Below are 21,092 nucleotides of genomic sequence, written 5' to 3' on the forward strand. Positions count from 1 at the left end.
AATGAAGAATATATTTTTAGTATTAAGTTTCTTGTTCATAGGGTGTAAAAGCTCCGACATTTCCGATAGAATTATAGACCGTCCTATAAATTTTACTGAAGAGCGAAATCAACTTAGCCTGGATTATTTGGAGGTACGTTACGGTTTAGAAAAATCTTCTCCTGAAATTACTCCAAAAATGATTGTGTTACACTGGACGGCAATCCCGGATTTGGAAAGTTCATTTAGTACATTTAATCCGGTTAATTTACCTGGAGCCAGAGAAGATATTCAAAAAGCAGGTGCTTTAAATGTATCTGCTCATTTCCTGGTAGATCGCGATGGAACAATCTATAGATTAATGCCCGAAACAACTATGGCAAGGCACGTAATTGGATTAAACCATGCCGCGATTGGAGTCGAAAATGTTGGGGGTACAAAAGAAACTCCGCTTACTAAAGCACAGCTCAAGGCCAACATTAATTTAGTGAAATATTTAAGTGAAAAATATACTATAGAATATTTGCTGGGGCATTATGAATATCCGCAGTTTGAAGGCCACGAATTATGGTTAGAGAAAGATGAGTCTTATCGAACTCAAAAGACCGATCCCGGAAAAGAATTTATGAGAAAAGTCCGGAAAAAAACTAAAAGCCTTAATTTTAAGCCTGTTCCTAAAAAAGATGCTAGATGAATTTTAAAAAACTAAGTTTCCTGCTTTTTATATGCGCGTTTTTCACCCTTTCAAGTAGCTCAGCTCAGGATAAGCAACTCTATAGAGAACTATATAATTCTTACGAAGATTTTAAAGAAAAATCTATTGAAAAACGCCGATTTACCCAGTCCAAAATTCAGCCTTTAATCAATGATTTCGATCAAAAGGAGAATTTTAAAGTCACCAAGGTTGGAGAGTCTATAGAGGGGAGACCACTTCAATTAATTTCTGTAGGTGAAGGTGATATAGATGTTTTTCTGTGGTCGCAAATGCACGGCGATGAATCTACGGCTACTATGGCAATTTTTGACATTCTTAATTTTTTAGATTCCGAAGTATTTTCAGAAGAAAAAGAAGAAATGTTGAAGGAGGTGAAACTTCATTTTTTGCCCATGTTGAATCCAGATGGTGCAGCGCGTTTTCAGCGCAGAAATTTACTGGGGGTAGATATTAACCGTGATGCTCTAAGATTGCAGTCTCCGGAAAGTAAAACTTTGAAAAATGTACGTGATAGCCTGGAGGCCGATTTTGGTTTTAATCTGCACGACCAGAGTACTTATTACAATGCTGAAAGAACTCCAAAGCCTGCAACCATCTCTTATTTAGCACCTGCCTATAATTATGAAAAATCTATAAATGAAGTGCGTGGTGCAGCGATGCAGGTAATTGTACAAATGAATAATATTCTACAGGAATACGCTCCCGGCCAGGTTGGGCGTTATAATGACGACTTTGAGCCGCGTGCTTTTGGAGATAATATTCAAAAATGGGGTACAAGCACTATTTTAATTGAATCTGGAGGCTACCCAAACGATCCGGAAAAACAAGAAATTAGAAAGTTGAATTTTGTTTCTATTCTTGCTGCTATATTTTCTATTGCCGATAAGGATTATAAGAACGCTGAAATTTCTAAATACGAAGAGATTCCCAATAACGACAGGAAGCTGTTTGATTTAAAAATTACGGGTCTTACTTATAAATTATTAGGAGAGGACTATATTTTAGATTTAGGGATTAACCATAATGAAGTTCAGGATGAAAATCTAAATTATTTTTACGCCTCCTATATTTCAGATCGGGGGGATCTTTCTACCTACTACGGTTATGAAGAATTTGACGCTTCAGGCTATAAATTGGAAGAGGGGAAAATTTACCCTGATATTTTTGAGAACTTAGCGGAACTTCCGCAAGAAAATATTTCAGGAATGCTAAAAGAAGGCTATGCTTATGTGGCTTTAAAAGAATTACCGGATAAAGATATTACTAAACTGCCTATTAATCTTGTAACTGAAGATTTTGAGATTCCTGAAAATTTACAGCCTAATTTCTTCCTTAAAAAGGAAGGGAACTTCGAGTATGCAGTAATTAATGGATTTTTAATAGTTCTTTCAAAGGAAAATTTTGATGTTAAAAATGCGCTTATTTTAGATTGAAGAGTAATTACGCCTGAAGCACGGCTTCTAAAAAAAGTAGATTCCGTATCTTTGCAGGCTATGATTACAGAAGAAACTAAGGCATTGGTAGATGATGGAATAATGCTTCCATTAATGGAAGAGTTTTATACCATCCAGGGGGAAGGATTTCATAAAGGAACCGCCGCATATTTTATAAGAATTGGAGGCTGCGATGTAGGATGCCATTGGTGCGATGTTAAAGAGAGTTGGGATCCATCCATTCATCCACCTACACATATTGGTGAGATAGTAGAAAAAGCAGTGTCCAATAGTAAAACTATTGTGATTACCGGGGGAGAGCCGCTAACCTGGGACATGACGAGGCTTACCGGTGCATTAAAAGCCAAGGGTTGCGATATTCATATTGAAACCTCTGGAGCATATAAATTAACCGGACAGTGGGATTGGATTTGTTTATCACCAAAGAAAATAAAATTACCTACCGAGGAAATTTATCCGCTTGCCCACGAGTTAAAGGTGATTATTTTTAATAAGCACGATTTTAAGTTTGCTGAAGAGCAGGCTGAAAAGGTTAGTGAAAACTGTATACTTTATCTACAGCCCGAATGGAGCAATAGAGACAAAATGATGCCCTTAATTGTAGATTTTGTAATGAAAAATCCAAAATGGAAGGTTTCGCTGCAAACTCATAAATATCTCAATATTCCATAAAAATAAATGGAATCAAAAGTGGAATCCGTCAAGCTGAACTGGTTTCGGCTTCTAACTTGTTTTGATTATTAATATACTTAGATCCCCGATCAAAATCGGGGCAGGCTTTGGAATAAATTCAGGATGAAGATTTGTCTAATAATTTTTCTTCAGCTACATCCTAAATATCTCAATACCTTATAAAAAAAACGGCTGCTCCTGGAAGAAACAGCCGTTTTTTTTATAACTGAAATTTTTTATTGTGCTGCTGGAGAAAAAGGCACTTTTACATACTTATCGGCCCACCCCATCAACAGGTTAGCACCGGCTTCATCTTCTTTTTGCTCTATAGCCATAGAGAAATTCTCAATATTATGACTCGCATTTCTAACAGGCACTTTAATCCTTATATAATCTCGTTCATCGGTGTATTCATAAGCACCCCAGGTATGAACTGATTTATTCAGGATTACAGTCCATTCTTTTTCATTTGGAATAGTGTAAAGAGTGTAAGTTCCTGCATCTACGGTTTCGCCACCAATACTCATATCATTGTAAAAAGTGATCTCGGTAGCTTCGTTTGCTCCAGTTCTCCAAACTTCCCCGTAAGGAACCAGTTTTCCGAAAATTTCCCGATCCCGAGTTTGCGGACGGCTGTAAATTACACGCATAATCACTTCGTCTTTTTGATCACGGTGTATAATCATATCAAGGGGGCTAGTGTCTAATTTAGGAAAATTAGGTTCACTAGTTTGCTCTGTTTCCTGAGCCAGTACATCCTGGAATCCAATAAATCCTATTAAACATACGGCTGTTAAAAGTATTTTTCTCATTGTGTTTGATTTTTAAGGTTAAAGATAGTCTACTACTATTTCCTATGGTGTTAAAGATTTATTTAGTTGCTGTTAAAATATTGAATATTTACAGATGTAAGAGATATTAGCTTTTTGTAACCTATTTGCTTACTTCTTGATTTTAATTTCATGTATTCGTTTTTCATTTTAAACCAATAATAATATTTGTGTATAATAAATGTAATTTCTGTTGCATATTTGTATGGGAATAAAAAAGCAAATTTCTCGTGTGGAATTTTAGCAATCGGAAAACGATTGCCAGAATAAAAGATTAGCGGGCTATTAAAAAGAATATCGTACCGCGGTCCAGACGAAAGTGATGTACACTTACCCGAAGATGGTTGTGTGCTAAATTACGAAAGATTATTTATTGGAAATTTGGGTAAGTAAACTAATTCGGAGCAAGCTCACGAAGCATTAATATTGAAAAATATAATTTGATTTCGAGACAAGCCTCAGAGCATTCAATCTCGATTATCGAGTAAATATTTAAAACAACACTCCTGTGACTAAGGAAGCTTGTTTCTATGGCGAAATATTTGAAGGTTATTTTCCATAAAATAGTAGTGAAAACAATAAAAAGATGAATCCCAAAATGGCATGAAGATTTGTATCCAGGGGGAAGAGCGAATACTTCCCAAATTGCTACAAATGCCAAAAATGAATTTTAAGAATTAGCCAAATTTTAGAGTAAACAATCGTGTGGTTTGTTATGCCCGGAATACAGCATTAAATTAGCTGTATTTTGGGCTTTTTTTGCACAAATTGTTAATAACTTAAAGCTCTCGAAGACTTAGTGGTGTCATTAAAAATAAGGGTTTTGTTATATTTGTTCGTTATTCAAAATAGACGAATTTAATTAGCGAGATATATGAGCGAAGAAGCCAAAAAACACAGTTACTCGGCCGATAGTATTCAGGCTTTAGAAGGAATGGAGCATGTGCGCTTGCGTCCCTCTATGTATATTGGCGATACCGGTGTGCGTGGTTTACATCATTTGGTGTATGAGGTGGTAGATAACTCTATAGATGAGGCTATGGCCGGCCATTGTGATACAATAAAAGTAACCATAAATGAAGATGGCTCGGTAACTACCGAAGACAACGGAAGGGGAATCCCGATAGACCTTCATAAAAAAGAAGGTGTTTCTGCCCTGCAAGTTGTAATGACCAAGATTGGTGCCGGTGGTAAATTCGATAAAGATTCTTATAAAGTTTCCGGTGGTTTGCACGGGGTAGGGGTGAGTTGTGTTAACGCACTTTCTACCGCTCTTAAAGCTACGGTTTACAGAGATGGCCAAATTTGGGAACAGGAATATGAGATTGGAAAACCACTTTATCCCGTTAAACCTGTTGGTGAAACCGATTTAAATGGGACGGTGATTACCTTTAAGCCAGATTCAAGTATTTTTCAGCAAAGTGTAGATTATAGCTACGAAACTTTGTCTAGTAGAATGCGAGAGTTGGCTTATTTGAATAAAGGAATTCAAATTACACTTACCGATAAACGTGAGGTAAATGAAAAAGGAGAATATCTTTCTGAAAGATTTTATTCTGAAGAAGGATTAAAAGAATTTATAAAATTCCTTGATGGAAATCGTGAACCTATTATTGCTGATGTGATTGCAATGGAAGGCGAAAAGAACGATATTCCTGTTGAGGTGGCGATGGTTTACAATACCTCGTTTAACGAAAATCTACACTCTTACGTTAATAATATTAATACCCACGAAGGGGGAACACATTTATCTGGTTTTAGACGTGGTTTAACTACCACGCTTAAAAAATACGCCGATGCTTCGGGTATGCTGGATAAGCTGAAATTTGAGATTGTTGGAGATGATTTCCGTGAGGGGTTAACTGCAATTATTTCAGTAAAAGTTGCCGAACCTCAATTTGAAGGGCAAACAAAGACCAAACTAGGGAACAGGGAGGTGACTTCAGCTGTTTCACAGGCAGTTTCAGAAATGCTTGAAAACTACCTGGAAGAAAATCCGAATGATGCTAAAACTATTATTCAGAAGGTGATTCTTGCTGCACAGGCTAGAAACGCGGCTAAAAAAGCCCGTGATATGGTTCAACGTAAAACGGCGATGAGTATTGGCGGTTTACCTGGAAAATTATCAGACTGTTCTGAGCAGGATCCGGTTCAAAGTGAAGTATTTCTTGTAGAGGGTGACTCGGCAGGTGGTACTGCCAAGCAAGGTAGAGATCGTAGATTTCAAGCTATTCTTCCGTTAAGAGGTAAAATTTTGAATGTTGAAAAAGCGATGACTCATCGTGTTTTCGATAATGAAGAGATAAAAAATATTTACACTGCCCTTGGGGTGACTATTGGTACAGAAGAAGACAGTAAAGCTTTAAATACCGATAAATTAAGATATCATAAAGTAGTGATAATGTGTGATGCCGATGTAGATGGTAGTCACATTGAAACACTAATCTTGACGTTCTTCTATAGATATATGAAAGAATTAATAGAAGGAGGCCATATTTTTATTGCAACTCCGCCTTTATATTTAGTGAAAAAAGGAAGTAGAAAACGCTATGCCTGGAGTGAAGAAGAGCGCGATGAAATTGCTGAAAGTTACAGCGGTGGTGTTCAAATTCAACGTTATAAAGGTTTAGGGGAAATGAATGCTGAGCAGCTTTGGGATACCACTATGGATCCTGAAAGACGAAAACTAAGACAGGTAAATATAGATAATAGTGGTGAAGCCGATAGAATTTTCTCTATGCTTATGGGAGATGAGGTGCCGCCTAGACGTGAATTCATTGAGAAAAACGCTAAGTATGCTAATATTGATGCTTAGTGCGTAAAAGTTATAATTATTAAACCCGTAAGTTGTCTTACGGGTTTTTTTTATGCCATGCGCTAAGATTGCATTTAGAATACTTTTTTTGTTATTTTTACCTCCTAACTTAACACCTACTAATTTTGAAATTTCAAGCTAAATACCTCATTTTATTTATTTTATTCTCAATTAATTCCTACGCACAAGAAGACGATGTTACGAAATTCGCAAATGAGATGCTGTATATCGCAGATGAATTTGCAGGACCGGCAGCCGAAGGAGCAGCATATCAGGCTGGTGCAGGTTGGTTTACTTCTGCTACTGCTTTAAAGCCATGGAAAGTTGAGATTTCTTTTCAGGGGAATGCATTAATTGTACCCTCTAATCGGCAAAGTTTTACAATTTCGAATAATGATTTTGCCGGGGTGCACCCAAATGGCGATCCAATTTTAAGCATTGAAGGGGAAGGCAGTAATGCGGTGGTGCCAACCGCCTTTGGTGGAGAAACAGAAGCCTATTTTGTAGGTAATGTTAATTTTGCAGGCAATAATGTGCCTATTAGATTTCAGGCCATAGAAGGGATTAATAAAAACGTTATTGCATATCCTTTTGTGCAAGCTACAGTTGGATTGCCTTATGAGACAGAATTCTCTGCCAGAATCCTTCCGCAGTTAACTGTAGACGGAGTGGCATTTACTACTTATGGTGCAGCAGTAAAACATAATTTCACACAATATTTTAGATTTAATAATGAAGACGATTTTCAGGCTTCGGCAATAATTGCATTTAATAAGTTTGATGCCGAATATGAATTCGTTGATCCTGTTAATTTATCATCAGAGGGAAGTTCTTTTGGAAACTTAACCCTGGTAAATGTGAATTCTAATCTATGGATGGCTTCGGTATTAGGGTCTAAAAAATATGGCGATAGTTTTGAGATTTTTGGTGCTTTAGGTGCAACAAACTCTAATTTTAGTTACGCTATGGGAGGATCTGGGATTGCTTTAGCTCCAATTAATAATGCTCTTGGGCGTCTGGATCAAAGCCAGGCACAATTTAAAGCCGATTTAGGTTTTAATATTTATTTCAATCGTTTTAAAATTAGCACTATGGCCACCGCAGGTAAATTTTTTCATATAAATGCCGGGTTGCATTTTAGAATATAATATGCGCCATTTTTAATCATATCTTCTAGTTATACTTTAGCAATATTCGTATTTTTGATATTGAATATTAACCGATTTAAATAAATATAAGATGAAAGTTACTATAGTAGGAGCAGGTGCCGTTGGCGCTAGTTGTGCAGAGTATGTTGCAATTAAGGATTTTGCTTCAGAAGTGGTTTTACTCGATATTAAAGAAGGAGTAGCCGAAGGGAAAGCAATGGACTTAATGCAAACTGCAACCCTAAACAGTTTTGATACTCAAATTACCGGAACAACCAACGATTACTCTAAAACCGCAGGCAGTGATGTTGCCGTAATAACCAGCGGTATTCCTCGTAAGCCAGGAATGACTCGTGAAGAGTTAATTGGAATAAATGCCGGAATTGTAAAAGAAGTTTCTTCAAACCTTATTAAGCACTCCCCAAATGTTACGCTAATTGTGGTTAGTAACCCAATGGATACTATGACATACCTTGTGCATAAAACTACCGGTCTTCCAAAAAATAAAATTATTGGAATGGGTGGAGCATTAGATAGCGCACGTTTTAAATTTAGATTGAGTGAAGCCCTGGAATGCCCTCCATCAGATGTTAATGGGATGGTAATTGGAGGCCATAGTGATACAGGTATGGTGCCGCTAACAAGATTGGCTACCAGAAATTCTATACCTGTTTCAGCGTTCTTATCTGAAGATCGTTTAAACCAGGTTTCAGAAGATACTAAAGTTGGTGGGGCAACACTTACCAAATTATTAGGAACCAGTGCCTGGTATGCGCCTGGTGCAGCAGTTTCAGCTTTGGTACAGGCCATTGCCTGCAACCAGAAGAAGATGTTCCCTTGCTCGGCTATGCTTGAAGGGGAATATGGATTAAATGATATTTGCATTGGAGTACCTGCAATTATAGGTAAAGATGGGCTGGAAAAAATTGTTGAAATTGAGCTCGATGATGCAGAATCTAAAAAGATCAAAGAGAGTGCAGAAGGTGTAAGTAAAACTAATGCTCTATTAGAACTATAAATAGTTTTAAGCTTGAATATATGTTAAAAAAGGTCGCGAAACTTGCGGCCTTTTTTATGTTTAAAAGTTAAATTATTCAAAAAAAAATTGTTGGGATTTCATTTTTGAAACCCTATATTTGTCCGTTTTTAAAATCGACCTAATTAATTATAACTTAAGGAATAATGCAGAACAAAGGACTGATTAAGGTTTTTGCAATTTTATTTGGACTGGTATGTATATATCAGTTGTCTTTTACTTTTATTACCAATAATGTAGAAAGTGAAGCTGAAGATTTTGCCAGGCAAAAAATTAGCGAAAATGTAGAAAACTATTCAGCATTGAGAGATGTTGAACAGCAGAGATATCTCGATTCCGTTGCGAATGAAGAGATTATTGCAGGTATTACGTACAGTGACGCCAAAGACAAAGAGCTAAATAAAGGGCTTGACCTTAAAGGGGGAATTAACGTAATTCTTCAAATTTCGGTTAAAGATATTCTTGCCGGTTTAGCGAATAATACAGATGACCCTGCTTTTAATCAAGCGATAGCTGAAGCTGATGAAGCTTCTAAAGATAGCCAGGATGATTATATAGATCTTTTCTTTGAAGCTTTCAACAGTATTCCTGATGCTAAACTAGCATCTCCAGATGTGTTTGCCAATAAAACACTAAGTGATGAGATTAACTTCGAGATGACTAATGCTGATGTTGAAACAGTAATTAGAAGAAAGGTTGATGAGTCTATTACTTCAGCTTTTGAAGTTTTAAGAAAACGTATCGATAAATTTGGGGTAACCCAACCAAATATTCAGCGTCTTGGTAATTCTGGGAGGATTCTTGTAGAATTACCCGGAGCCAAAGATATTAACCGTGTAAAAGGATTGCTGCAGAGTACTGCGCAATTAGAGTTTTGGCACGTTTATAAAAATAATGAGTTAGGTAACTTCTTAGCTCAGGCTAATAACGTACTTAAGGATGTAGTAAATAAAGAGAGTGAAGAAACAGAAGCTCAAACTGATACTACTGCTGCTGAAAGCGATAGCGACATAGATGAATTACTTGCTGAAAGTGAAGAATCTACAGATGAAGTAAGCACAGGAAATAATCCTTTATTTGAACTTATCCAGGGACCTGGATTCCAGGGAGGGCCGGTTTTGGCATATTTCTCTGAGAAAGATACTGCCAGAATAAATGAATATCTTGCCATGCCAGAGGTAAGATCTTTACTTCCGGCATCGCAACGTTACGCTAAATTTGCCTGGGGAATTCCACAGGATGAAGAAGGTGTAGTTGGTCTTTATGCTTTAAAAGGTAATCGTAATATGGAGCCACCTCTTAGTGGTGATGTGATTACAGATGCGCAACAAACTTATGACCAAATGGGGCGTGTTGCGGTTTCTATGCAAATGGATGGAAGAGGAGCTAAAATATGGGAAGAAATGACCGGCCAGGCTTCTACACAACAAAGCAATATTGCTATTGTTTTAGATAATACTGTTTATTCTGCTCCGGGAGTTTCTACGGGACCTATCTCAGGTGGAAGAAGTGAAATAAGTGGGGATTTTAGTATTACAGAAGGTCAGGATTTAGCCAATGTTCTTAGAGCTGGTAAACTTCCTGCTTCCGCAGATATTATTCAGAGTGAGATTGTAGGGCCAAGTTTAGGTCAGGAAGCAATAGATAGTGGGATATGGTCTTTTGGTATCGCCCTTGTTTTTGTATTGTTATGGATGGTTTTCTATTATGGTAAAGCCGGTCTTTTTGCCGATGTTGCCCTGGCAGTAAACATTCTTTTCATCTTCGGAATCCTTGCAGGCTTAGGAGCTGTGTTAACATTACCTGGTATTGCCGGTATTGTATTAACCATTGGTATTTCGGTAGATGCTAACGTACTTATCTTTGAAAGGATCCGTGAAGAACTTGCTAAAGGAAAAATACAGAAAGATGCTATTAAAGACGGATTTAATAACGCACTTTCTTCAATTTTAGATGCGAACATTACTACCGGTTTAACTGGTTTTATCTTATTGATCTTAGGTACAGGCCCAATTAAAGGTTTTGCTACTACTTTATTAATAGGTATTGCAACTTCTTTATTTACCGCAATTTTCATCACCAGGTTGTTTATAGATGGATATGGTAAAAACGGAAAGTCACTTGATTTCTCAACAGGCGCAACCAAAAACCTTTTCAGAAATGTAAAAGTAGATTGGCTTGGAAAACGTAAAATTGCTTACGTAATCTCTGGAATTTTAATTATTATAAGTGTTGGTTCTTTGTTAGTACAGGGGCTAAACCAGGGGGTTGATTTTGTAGGAGGTAGAACTTATACCGTACGTTTTGATCAGGATGTGAATCCAACCGATGTTGAACAGGATCTTATCGCTGAATTTGGAAGTGCCGAAGCCAAAACTTTTGGACCAAATAACCAGCTTAAAATAACTACTAAATACAAAGTTGAAGAAGAAAGTACAGCCGTAGATAACGAGATTCAACAATCTATGTTTGATGCTTTACAAACTTACCTGCCGCAAGATCTTACTTTCGATGAATTTACTACAGGTGGAGCCGGGAAAGATATTGGTATTATGCAGTCTATGAAAGTAGGCCCAACTATTGCCGATGATATTAAGAACGACTCTTTCTGGGCTATCTTAGGATCGCTTGTTGTAATATTCCTTTATATCTTATTGCGATTTAGAAAATGGCAATTTAGTATTGGTGCCGTTGCTGCAGTAGCACACGATGTTATTATTGTATTGGGTATCTTCTCTTTACTATACAAAGTGATGCCTTTTAGTATGGAGATTAACCAGGCATTTATTGCTGCCATACTTACGGTAATTGGTTACTCCTTAAACGATACCGTGGTTGTATTTGATAGAATTAGAGAGTTTGTAAACGAGCATACCAGCTGGCCATTAGGTAAAACTGTGAATAGCGCTTTAGATAGTACTATTAGCCGTACGCTTAATACCTCGCTTACTACCTTAATTGTATTACTTGCTATCTTTATCTTTGGTGGAGAAAGTATTAGAGGCTTTATGTTTGCCTTGATTATTGGTGTCATTGTGGGTACTTATTCCTCTTTATTTATCGCAACTCCTGTTATGTTTGATAGTGTAACCGATAAATCTAAGATTGAAAAGAAAAAGAAAATTGAAGAAGATTCTGAAGCCACGACGGTTTAAGATTTCTTCTAAAATATAAAAGATAAAAAGCGCTCCAATTGGGGCGCTTTTTTTATGGCTTGGTTTTATTGAAATCAGGTTTTAGGAATGTATATATGCTAGATATTGAAATTAGGAAACCTTCGTTTAACCTGCTTAGTTTTTAGGTTAAATCTTTATATTTGGTTGGGTGTAACGAGTTTTTCGTAGTTTTATATAATTTGAAAAATTCTTAGATACACCTCATTATAATTTCTATTTTTGAACCATGGGTAAATTATTAAATATTGATTACTGGAAAAAAGAGTTTGGACTTTTACCGATGCACTTGAATCCGATTTTAAATGAGGAGAAATATCTTATGCTAAATGGAGGAAATGGTGATTTTTGTTTGCAGACATCTCAAGAGAAAGAAGATTTAGAAAAGTATTTTGAAGATTCTTGGTCAACAAATACTAAAAATTATATTGTAATAAATGACGACAATGTAATAATCAATAACTGGTTCGAGAAAAAGAGTGAGATTATACCTAAGAAAAGAATCGAACCAAATATTGAGAAATTTTATAAATATATAACATCAAAATCTTTTAAAACACAAGACGATATAATTCCATTTATATTGAATATTTTTAAAAAGCTTAGAAATGTAACATTTGAAAAAGAAAATCCAGTAGAAGCAATTAACACCTTATTTCTTTTATTAATAAGTATAGAAGAAAGAAAAACTAATATAGATTTTAAGAAATGGGGTGTACACGATTCCAAGCTTCCATCAAATTTTGAATATTTTTCTGAAATTATTAATAATGGTATTAACTCAATAAGTCCAAATTTAGATTTATTGCTTAGGCATACGTCAGGAACTTTATTTCAAGAAGCACACAGAGAGGTAATATATTTTAACCCACAACGAGATTTATTTGGTGGGGTTTCTAGTGAACTTATTACAAAAAAACAGGCATATTCTAGTATACATTATACACCTCAATATTTGGCCAGAAGTATTGTTGAAAATTCTATTGGAAATCTTGATTTAAACAAAAAGAACTTAAAAATACTGGATCCTTCTTGTGGTTCATCTGAATTCCTAATTGAAGTACTAAAACAACTAAAGAATTTAAATTATAAGGGTAAAATAATAGTTAAAGGATGGGATTCATCCCAAACTGCAATCAATACATCTAATTTTCTTTTGAAATATGAGAATCGAACCCAATGGAATAACAAATTAGAAATTCAAATTAAACTTATTGAAGATTCTTTATTAGAAGAATGGGGTACAGATAACGATTTAATCGTAATGAATCCACCATTTGTTTCTTGGGAACTTTTAAAAAATAAAATTAATAAAGAAGCGATACGAGATACATTGAAAGAGGTCTTTAATGGAGGTAGACCAAATCAAGCTAGTGCTTTTTTCTACAAAGCCTCTGAATCTCTCAGTGAAGGTGGGGTGTTAGGATGTGTTTTGCCATCTTCGATTTTTTCTTATAATTCCTATAATAAGCTAAGAAATGTTATCGAAGAAAAATTATCTATTAATATTATAGCAAAGTTAGGAAACTTTGTTTTCGAAGATGCACTTACCGATGTAAGCTTTTTTATAGGTAAAAAGCCAAAATCTCCCAATTCAGTAAAAGTAGTTTGGACCAAAAATGAAAAGGGTAATGTTCAGGAAGCTTTAAGAAATTTAAGAAAGATTAATTCTACCTCCCAACAAGCGGTGCAGCAGAAAAATTTTAGTATTTATACCCCGAGCTATTTTCCGGTTGTTAAAAATAGTTGGAGAATTATTTCATTAGAAGAAAATGATTTTATAAGAGATATTGAACGCTTTGCTATTGCAGGTAATTTAACAACTATTGGTGAAATTTTTAATATAAAACAAGGTGCATTATTAGGTGTTAAGAACATATTTAAAATTTCAATTGATGAATATGAAGCACTTAAAAAAGATGAGAAAAAGCATTTTAGACCTGTTATTACAAATAGTTCTATTAAAACTGGAAAACTAATAATTTTCGAATATGTTTGGTATCCTTATGATAAAAATGGATTGACAATTAATAGCGAGGAGGAATTAGCTTCTATTAGTTTTGCCGAAAATGTACTGAAAAAAAATAGAGCACTTTTAGAAAAGAGAAATGGTATTAGCAAATGGTGGTCGTTAACTAGGCCTAGAACTTGGCAATACGTTCAAAAGAAAAGATTATACTCGACGAGATTTGGTAATTCAAATTCTTTCGCTTTTGATATAAATGGAGATTGTATTATAGAAGAAGGAAATGCTTTTCTTCCTAAAAAAGAATTATCTAATAACGATTATTATTTTTATTTATCTTGTTTTACTAGTAAAACGTTTGATCTATTATTGTCAATTTATTCAAAGCCAATTATGTCAGGATTTGATTTAGGAAGGATTCAAATCAAGGATATTCCTGTACCAAATATAAAACTAAAAAATACAAAAGAATCTGAAGCATATCTAAAATTAGTAGAACTTGGTAAAGAACTTACAGAAGGTAATACGTTCGTTAAGGAAGTTATTGATGATGTTCTAGTTAATTATTTCTATCCAAGAAAATAATTATGCTAAGACCTGAAGATTTAATTCATTCGATAAATAAAAAATGTAAAAACTTGTTTTACAACAAGTTTTATTTAATTCCATCAACAGGACACTATAATATTTCAGTTTATAGAATTCAGGGTACCGCAAATGCCTTAAATAGATTTGAAATACCTTTCGAACCAGTAAAGGTGTTAAATTGGTTCGACAACTTTTGGGTATTTCTAGAAGTTAAATTTATCTATCAAGAACTAATTGTTGAAAGAAAAAAAGTAAAACAAATACACATATATATATCACTTTCGATTTTCGAAGGTGAAGAAACAGATGATATCAAAAATCAATTATTTAGAGCTGAATGGGATGATTATCAAAATCCGAATGAAAAACATTCACAACCTCATTGGCATATTACTTCACATCAAGCATTAGAAAAAACATTTACTGAATATTCAAACAGCTTTGATAATGGTGACTTCCTTGCATTATTAGAAGAAGAAAAAGAAAAACTTTTTGATGTCAAAAACATTCATTTTGCCATGAATGGTAATTGGCAAAATGATGAATCACACATTCATAAATTAGATGATATTGATAAAATCACAAAATGGTTACAAGGGGTTTTAAAACATATTAGAGTTGAATTAGAACAATAAAACAGCGCACAACATCCAAATAACAGGCAAAGCAGATTAAGTGTAATTTTAGAATCCTAAGAAAGAAAAGAGTTAACCGACAAAACCGCGTCCCTAATCCCGATACTTGTTCATAACCAGAACCATTGAATGCCAGATCAAAATATCAAAGCCTATAGAGGCTCCTGCTGTTCTAATTTAGTAAATAAAATATAGAGAAGTTTAAAACCTAATCTATCCGTTCAAAATCTATTTTATCACCAACTTCAATATTCCAGTCGTCTGCAAGCCCTGCATTTATTTCAAGTATAAATTGAGCCGGTTCTCCAGAGGGTAATGAAGTTTCATCCTGGGGCTGAGCATTCTTTTGGAAACTCACCGCAGTACTATCTGAAGCGAAATAAATAATATCTAAGGCTATATACGTGTTTTTCATATAAAAAGCCCTGGGCGCTTCATTATTATAAATAAAAAGCATTCCCTGCTCGTCTTCCATACTCTCGCGGTACATTAAACCAGTCTCGCGCTCATAGGAGTTATCGGCAATTTCAATGTCAATTTGTTTTATAGTATCGCCGTTAGGCTTAAGCAAAGTGGCTTCCCCTTCTTTGGTGAAGGTGATTTCTTCGGTTTCTATAGTTGTTTCCGTAGTATTGTCGTCTTTACAGGAAAACAATAGGGAAGCCGTTAAAACAGCCGCGAAAATTATGGATTTACGTATCATACAGTTCTTGGTTTGTTGGGGCGATACATAAAGTATAAACCAGCAATTATAAACGGAATACTAAGCCATTGCCCGGTATTTAATAACCAGGTGGTACGTTCTTCTACTTGCGCTTCTTTTACAAATTCAATAAAGAACCTTATGGTCCAGAGCAAAACCAGGAAAAGGCCAAATAAATAACCTACTTTATGGCGTTTTTCGGTTTTCCAGTATAAAAACCATAATAAAATAAAGAGAAGTAAATAACAAAATGATTCATATAACTGGGCTGGATGCCTCGGAAATGTTTCCCCTAAATTTTCGAAAATCACTCCGTAATCTGAGTTGGTAGGTTTTCCTATTATTTCAGAATTCATAAAATTCCCTATTCTTACGAAAATGGCACCACTAGCTACAGGAATTACAATGCGGTCTAAAACCCAAAGTACGGGTTTGTCCAGGACTCTTTTTCGGTACAGGTACATTGCGATGATAATCCCAATCGCAGCACCGTGACTGGCCAAACCTCTGAAACCGGTGAATTCAAATTCTGGCTCAAAGCGAACCGGTAAGAATATTTCTAATAAATGATTTTGAAAGTAGTCCCAATCATAAAAAATCACGTGTCCTAACCTTGCACCTATAAGTGTTGCTAAAACCGTATAAATAAAAAGGGAATCCAATTTCTCTATCGAGACCTTTTCCCTCACAAAAATGCTTTTCATTATATACCAGCCCAGGCCAAAGGCTATTAAAAACATTAGACTGTAATAATGAAGGGTGAAAAATCCTAAATCTAAACCTTCTGAAGGACTCCAGGTGATCGCGTTAAAAAGCATATAATAATTAATTAGAAGGGTAAAGATACATATTTGCAAGTAGCTGCCCTATATTTTGGTTTTTGTTTTTTCAGGAACCGGGTCGTAACCTTTGCCGCCCCAGGGGTTACAGCTAAAAATACGTTTTAAACTAAGCCAACCGCCTTTAAAAACACCAAAACGCTTTAAAGCTATCAAACTGTATTGTGAGCAGGTTGGGGTATAACGGCAGGTGGCAGGTGTAAGTGGGGAAATAAAATTCTGGTAAAATCTCACTAACAGGATAAAAGGATATGCCAACCATTTTTTAAGCATTGTTTTCCCTGTTTTTATAATTTTATAGTTTTGGCATAAAACTGGGGACTCAGTATAGCCTTTTAATTACCCCTCTAATTCTTGCCATTTTTGCGTCCAGTATCATGCCGGTGTTATGCTGAAAGTAGTGCCTTCTTTACCGTCTTTAAGCTGAATACCCATTTCCTGCAATTGATCTCTAATTTGATCACTTAAAGCAAAATCTTTATTGTTTCTTGCTTCGGCTCGGAGTTTTATCAGCAATTCAATAGTTGAAGAAAGCTTATCTGAAGTATCATTATTTTCAGAAACTTTGTCTAAAAGGCCTAAAACGTCAAACATAAAAGCCGACATTGTTTTTTGCAATTCGTCTTTATCTTCAGTAGTAATTGTGGCTGCTTCTTCCTTGATATTGTTGATCATTTTAACCGCATCAAAAAGCTTAGCGATTAAAATCGGGCTGTTAAAATCATCGTTCATCGCATCGTAGCAAGACTGTTTCCAGCTTTTAATATCTACGCTGGATTTATCTGAAACGGGAAGCTCATCTATCGCGTGGTAGGCATCCATTAATCGGTTAAATCCTTTTTCGCTTGCTTTTAATGCTTCGTCTGAAAAATCCAGAATGCTTCGATAATTCGCCTGAAGCATGAAAAATCGGGTCACATTGGGTGAAAATGCTTTGTCTAAAATATCATTGTTTCCAGAAAAAATTTCTTCCGGAAGAATATTATTTCCGGTGCTTTTTGCCATTTTCTTGCCGTTTAAGGTAAGCATATTGGCGTGCAGCCAGTAATGCACCGGGTTTTTACCGGTAGCTGCTTCTCCCTGGGCAATTTCACATTCATGGTGTGGAAATTTAAGATCCATTCCGCCACCGTGAATATCAAATTCTTCACCCAAATATTTTGTACTCATTACCGTACACTCTAAATGCCAACCTGGAAAACCATCACTCCACGGCGAAGGCCAGCGCATAATATGCTGTGGTTCGGCTTTTTTCCAAAGTGCAAAATCCTGCGGATTTTTCTTATCACTTTGTGCGGCAAGTTCACGGGTATTAGCGATCATATTTTCTATATCCCTCCCGCTTAGCTTGCCATAATGGTTGGTTTCATTGAATTTCTTTACATCAAAATAAACCGATCCATTTACCTCGTAGGCAAAACCCTTTTCAATGATGGTTTTAATGATCTCAATTTGCTCTACAATATGGCCGGTAGCCGTAGGCTCTATGCTTGGCGGTAAATTGTTGAATTTCTGTAAGATATTATGAAAATCTATAGTGTAGCGTTGCACCACTTCCATAGGTTCTATTTGTTCTAAACGTGCTTTTTTGGCTATTCTATCTTCCCCGCTATCGGCATCATTTTCAAGGTGGCCGGCATCGGTAATATTTCTTACATATCTTACTTTATATCCCAAATGCTTTAAGTAACGAAACACAAGATCAAAAGAGATAAAAGTTCGGCAATTACCTAAATGAACATTACTATATACGGTTGGGCCGCAAACATACATTCCAACATTTCCTTCGTTTAGCGGTTTAAAAATCTCTTTTTCCCCGCTCATAGAATTGTACATTTTTAAGCTTTGTTCCTGGTAAAGCGCCATAGATAGTTAGTTGTTGATTGTTAAGAAATAGAAATTATTTAAAAAGTAGTGTCTAGTTTTATATAGTCAAGAAATTCTCTTTTTACAGATTGCTCCTTGAAAGCCCCGCCAAATTCACTGGTTACGGTGCTACTGTCTATATCTCTAATTCCGCGGCTGTTCACACAAAGGTGCTTGGCATCTACCACGCAAGCAACATCTGGAGTGCCCAGGGCTTTTTGTAATTCCTGAACAATTTGCATCGTCATTCGCTCCTGTACCTGTGGTCTTTTTGCGAAATAATCTACAATACGGTTCATTTTAGAAAGACCAATTACACGACCTTTAGAAATGTAGGCCACGTGTGCTTTTCCAACTATTGGAAGTAAATGATGCTCGCAGGTAGAATATACAGTGATATTCTTTTCTACCAACATTTCACCATATTTATATTTATTTTCAAAGGTTGATGCAATGGGCTTTTTATCCGGATTTAATCCTGCAAAAATTTCATTCACAAACATTTTTGCAACACGTTGTGGAGTTCCTTTTAGGCTATCATCAGTGAGGTCAAGTCCTAAAGTCTCCATGATTTTTTTTACATCTTTATTGATGAGCGCTACTTTTTCAATATCACTCAGTTCAAAAGCATCTTCACGAATAGGATTTTCTGCACTGCTTCCCGCATGGGCATCTCCCTGCTCATCAATTTCATTCAAAATTTTGTCTATTTTCATACCGTTTTTACAATAATAGTCGTAAACAGATTGTTTGGCTTGCAAAGATACGTATTTAATAGGTTTTTATGTAATCTTAGGGGCCAGGGATTAAAGGGATATTTGTTATTTTGTAATTTCTAATAGCTCTTATGAAACAAAAATCACTTCTTCTTTTTTTGCTATTCCTTGTTTACGGAAGTGTGGAGGTGATTTTCGCCCAGGGAGAAGTATGCAGTCAAATTGAGCCTTTTTGTGCTGGAGATGAGTTGGTTTTTGAAAATAGTAATACAGCTAATAGCGCTGTGACCGAAGCAGAAGCCGGACCTTATTATGGTGAGCTTCTTGCGCAACCTTATCCAAGTTGGTATTTTCTCCAAATAGGCCAGGCCGGTAATCTTGATTTTGTAATCTCTCAAACAGAAAATGCAGATGGAAGCGGAGTTGAGCTTGATGTGGATTATGTTGTTTGGGGACCTTTTTCTCAAGGTGATGATATTTGTGATTATAATATGCTTAGTGAGGAAAACTTAGTAAGCAGTTCTTATTCTAATAAAGCTGTTGAGACCTTACAGTTAGAGGCTGCCGAAGTTGGGGAAATTTATGTGGTAATTATTACAAATTTTAGAGGAGATCCCGGTTATATTAAACTGGAACAAGAAAATATTAATGAGACCGGAGCCGGGGCAACAGATTGTTTTACAAACGGCCTGGAGGATGAAGTTTTTGCCTGCCAGGGTGAAACCATAATTCTTGACGGCACTATACTGTTTGCCGAAAGCTATAAATGGTTTAAAAAAGTTGAAGGTGAATTTAAAGTCTTAGAAGGAGAAAATGAAGCATATTTGGAGGTAGATGAAGAAGGTGAGTATAAAGTAATTGTTACCGATAACTTAGCTAATATTACCGAAGATTTTGTAAGCGTAGAATTTAAGCCTGAACCTATAGCAAATACTCCAACAGATTTATATGTATGTGATCCCAATCAAACTACTATAGATCTTACGTTGGCTTCAAAAGAAATATTGGCTGGAAATACTTCCGAAGAAAATTATAGAGTGAGCTTTTATACATCTTTAGAGGAGTTTGGAGCCGAAAATCCTATTGGAAATCCCACAGCATTTCCGTTGGATACTAACACTGAATTTTTTGCTCAGGTAGAGGGAGTTGAGAGTAGTTGCCTTTCAGAACCTGTTTCATTTAATGCAGAGATAGAACTGCTTCCTGAAAACTACCTTCCAGAAGAAACTATAGTTTGCGTAGATCTTAATGGCGATATTGCCAGACAAACTAAAATAGGGGAAGATTTAGGGGGTAATTATACTTATCAATGGTTTGAAGAAGGTAACTTGATTAGTACTAACGCGGTGCTCGAGCTAACTGAAGTTCCCGAAGCAAAATCTATAGAGCTTATTGTTGCAAATTCTAAGTCGGGTTGCAAAGTAAGCTTTCAAACAGTTCTTACTGTCTATTCCAAGCCCGAAAGTGTACTGTTTGAAATTGAAGGAACCGATTTTACAGGAGGTTATGTGGTTACTGCGGAAGCCATACCCGGTCCCGGTGAGGGAACTACTTATGAATATCGTTTAGATGAAGGGCGCTGGCGAAAAAATCCGGTTTTTAGAAACCTAAATCCCGGTTATCATACTCTTAGTGCCCGTGAGATAAATGGCTGCGGAATTACAACTTCTGAAAAGTTTTTCCTGGTAGGTTATCCAAGATTTTTTACCCCGAATGCCGATGGATATAATGATACCTGGAGTATTGCTGATACCGCTGAGATTAAAATCTTAAAACTTTATATTTTTGATCGTTATGGAAAACTATTAAAGGAATTGTCGCCGGGTGGCCAGGGCTGGGATGGTACTTATAACGGCCGGTCCCTACCCGCAGATGATTATTGGTTTAGAGTAGAGTTTGAAATGTTGGATGGAACTCGTGATCATTTTGGGGCTAATTTTACATTAAAAAGATAATA

At 35.9% G+C, this 21,092-nt stretch carries 16 protein-coding genes; 10 read left to right on the forward strand and 6 right to left on the reverse strand.

Going from position 1 to position 21,092, the window contains the following annotated elements; translation table 11 throughout:
• The first annotated feature begins 1 nt into the window (after position 1).
• Genes B5X51_RS08750 through B5X51_RS08760 form a run of 3 tightly spaced genes read left to right on the forward strand, consistent with a single transcriptional unit; the run spans position 2 to position 2,820 of the window.
• Positions 2–673, forward strand: a complete 672-nt coding sequence (locus tag B5X51_RS08750) for an N-acetylmuramoyl-L-alanine amidase (protein WP_079720807.1) — start codon at positions 2–4, stop codon at positions 671–673.
• Positions 670–2,127, forward strand: coding sequence for a M14 family metallopeptidase (locus tag B5X51_RS08755; RefSeq protein WP_079720808.1), 1,458 nt, complete (start codon positions 670–672; stop codon positions 2,125–2,127). The genes B5X51_RS08750 and B5X51_RS08755 overlap by 4 nt, the downstream gene beginning before the upstream one ends.
• Before the next feature lie 60 nt (positions 2,128–2,187).
• Positions 2,188–2,820 carry a 7-carboxy-7-deazaguanine synthase QueE gene (locus B5X51_RS08760; RefSeq protein ID WP_079720809.1) on the forward strand — a complete coding sequence of 211 codons (633 nt, stop codon included), beginning with the start codon at positions 2,188–2,190 and terminating at the stop codon, positions 2,818–2,820.
• Positions 2,821–3,056: 236 nt separating this feature from the next.
• On the opposite strand, the gene B5X51_RS08765 is transcribed toward B5X51_RS08760, so the two are convergent.
• Positions 3,057–3,632: a DUF2911 domain-containing protein gene (locus B5X51_RS08765; RefSeq protein WP_079720810.1), complete on the reverse strand. Its 576-nt coding sequence runs from the start codon at positions 3,630–3,632 to the stop codon at positions 3,057–3,059.
• A gap of 892 nt (positions 3,633–4,524) precedes the next feature.
• Here B5X51_RS08765 and gyrB point away from each other — a divergent pair.
• From gyrB to B5X51_RS08795, 6 genes are all read left to right on the forward strand, one after another.
• Positions 4,525–6,465 carry a DNA topoisomerase (ATP-hydrolyzing) subunit B gene (gene gyrB, locus B5X51_RS08770; protein WP_079720811.1) on the forward strand — a complete coding sequence of 647 codons (1,941 nt, stop codon included), beginning with the start codon at positions 4,525–4,527 and terminating at the stop codon, positions 6,463–6,465.
• Between the two features lie 125 nt (positions 6,466–6,590).
• Complete coding sequence (locus B5X51_RS08775) at positions 6,591–7,613, forward strand: DUF6588 family protein (RefSeq protein WP_079720812.1); 1,023 nt, start codon at positions 6,591–6,593, stop codon at positions 7,611–7,613.
• Between the two features lie 91 nt (positions 7,614–7,704).
• Complete coding sequence (locus B5X51_RS08780) at positions 7,705–8,631, forward strand: malate dehydrogenase (RefSeq protein ID WP_079720813.1); 927 nt, start codon at positions 7,705–7,707, stop codon at positions 8,629–8,631.
• Positions 8,632–8,795: 164 nt separating this feature from the next.
• Positions 8,796–11,804: a protein translocase subunit SecDF gene (gene secDF / locus B5X51_RS08785; protein WP_079720814.1), complete on the forward strand. Its 3,009-nt coding sequence runs from the start codon at positions 8,796–8,798 to the stop codon at positions 11,802–11,804.
• 247 nt (positions 11,805–12,051) lie between these two features.
• Complete coding sequence (locus B5X51_RS08790; RefSeq protein WP_079720815.1) at positions 12,052–14,373, forward strand: N-6 DNA methylase; 2,322 nt, start codon at positions 12,052–12,054, stop codon at positions 14,371–14,373.
• 2 nt (positions 14,374–14,375) lie between these two features.
• Positions 14,376–15,011 (forward strand): hypothetical protein, encoded by a 636-nt coding sequence (locus B5X51_RS08795; RefSeq protein ID WP_079720816.1) that lies wholly within the window; start codon positions 14,376–14,378, stop codon positions 15,009–15,011.
• 208 nt (positions 15,012–15,219) lie between these two features.
• Here B5X51_RS08795 and B5X51_RS08800 read toward each other — a convergent pair whose 3' ends face one another.
• From B5X51_RS08800 to folE, 5 genes are all read right to left on the reverse strand, one after another.
• Positions 15,220–15,714, reverse strand: coding sequence for a DUF192 domain-containing protein (locus B5X51_RS08800; protein WP_079720817.1), 495 nt, complete (start codon positions 15,712–15,714; stop codon positions 15,220–15,222).
• Complete coding sequence (lgt, locus tag B5X51_RS08805; RefSeq protein ID WP_079720818.1) at positions 15,711–16,532, reverse strand: prolipoprotein diacylglyceryl transferase; 822 nt, start codon at positions 16,530–16,532, stop codon at positions 15,711–15,713. The genes B5X51_RS08800 and lgt overlap by 4 nt, the downstream gene beginning before the upstream one ends.
• 48 nt (positions 16,533–16,580) lie before the next feature.
• Positions 16,581–16,826, reverse strand: coding sequence for a membrane protein insertion efficiency factor YidD (yidD, locus tag B5X51_RS08810; RefSeq protein WP_079720819.1), 246 nt, complete (start codon positions 16,824–16,826; stop codon positions 16,581–16,583).
• A 102-nt stretch (positions 16,827–16,928) separates the two neighbouring features.
• Positions 16,929–18,419 (reverse strand): cysteine--tRNA ligase, encoded by a 1,491-nt coding sequence (gene cysS, locus B5X51_RS08815; RefSeq protein ID WP_079720820.1) that lies wholly within the window; start codon positions 18,417–18,419, stop codon positions 16,929–16,931.
• Positions 18,420–18,457: 38 nt separating this feature from the next.
• A complete protein-coding gene (folE, locus tag B5X51_RS08820) occupies positions 18,458–19,135 on the reverse strand; it encodes a GTP cyclohydrolase I FolE (RefSeq protein WP_079720821.1) in 678 nt (225 codons plus the stop codon).
• 131 nt (positions 19,136–19,266) lie between these two features.
• On the opposite strand from folE, the gene B5X51_RS08825 reads away from it, so the two are divergent.
• Entirely contained in the window at positions 19,267–21,090 is a 1,824-nt protein-coding gene (locus B5X51_RS08825; protein ID WP_079720822.1) for a T9SS type B sorting domain-containing protein, read from the forward strand.
• Positions 21,091–21,092: the final 2 nt, after the last annotated feature.

The sequence above is a fragment of the Salegentibacter holothuriorum genome (assembly GCF_900168045.1).
Taxonomy (GTDB): Bacteria; Bacteroidota; Bacteroidia; order Flavobacteriales; family Flavobacteriaceae; genus Salegentibacter; species Salegentibacter holothuriorum.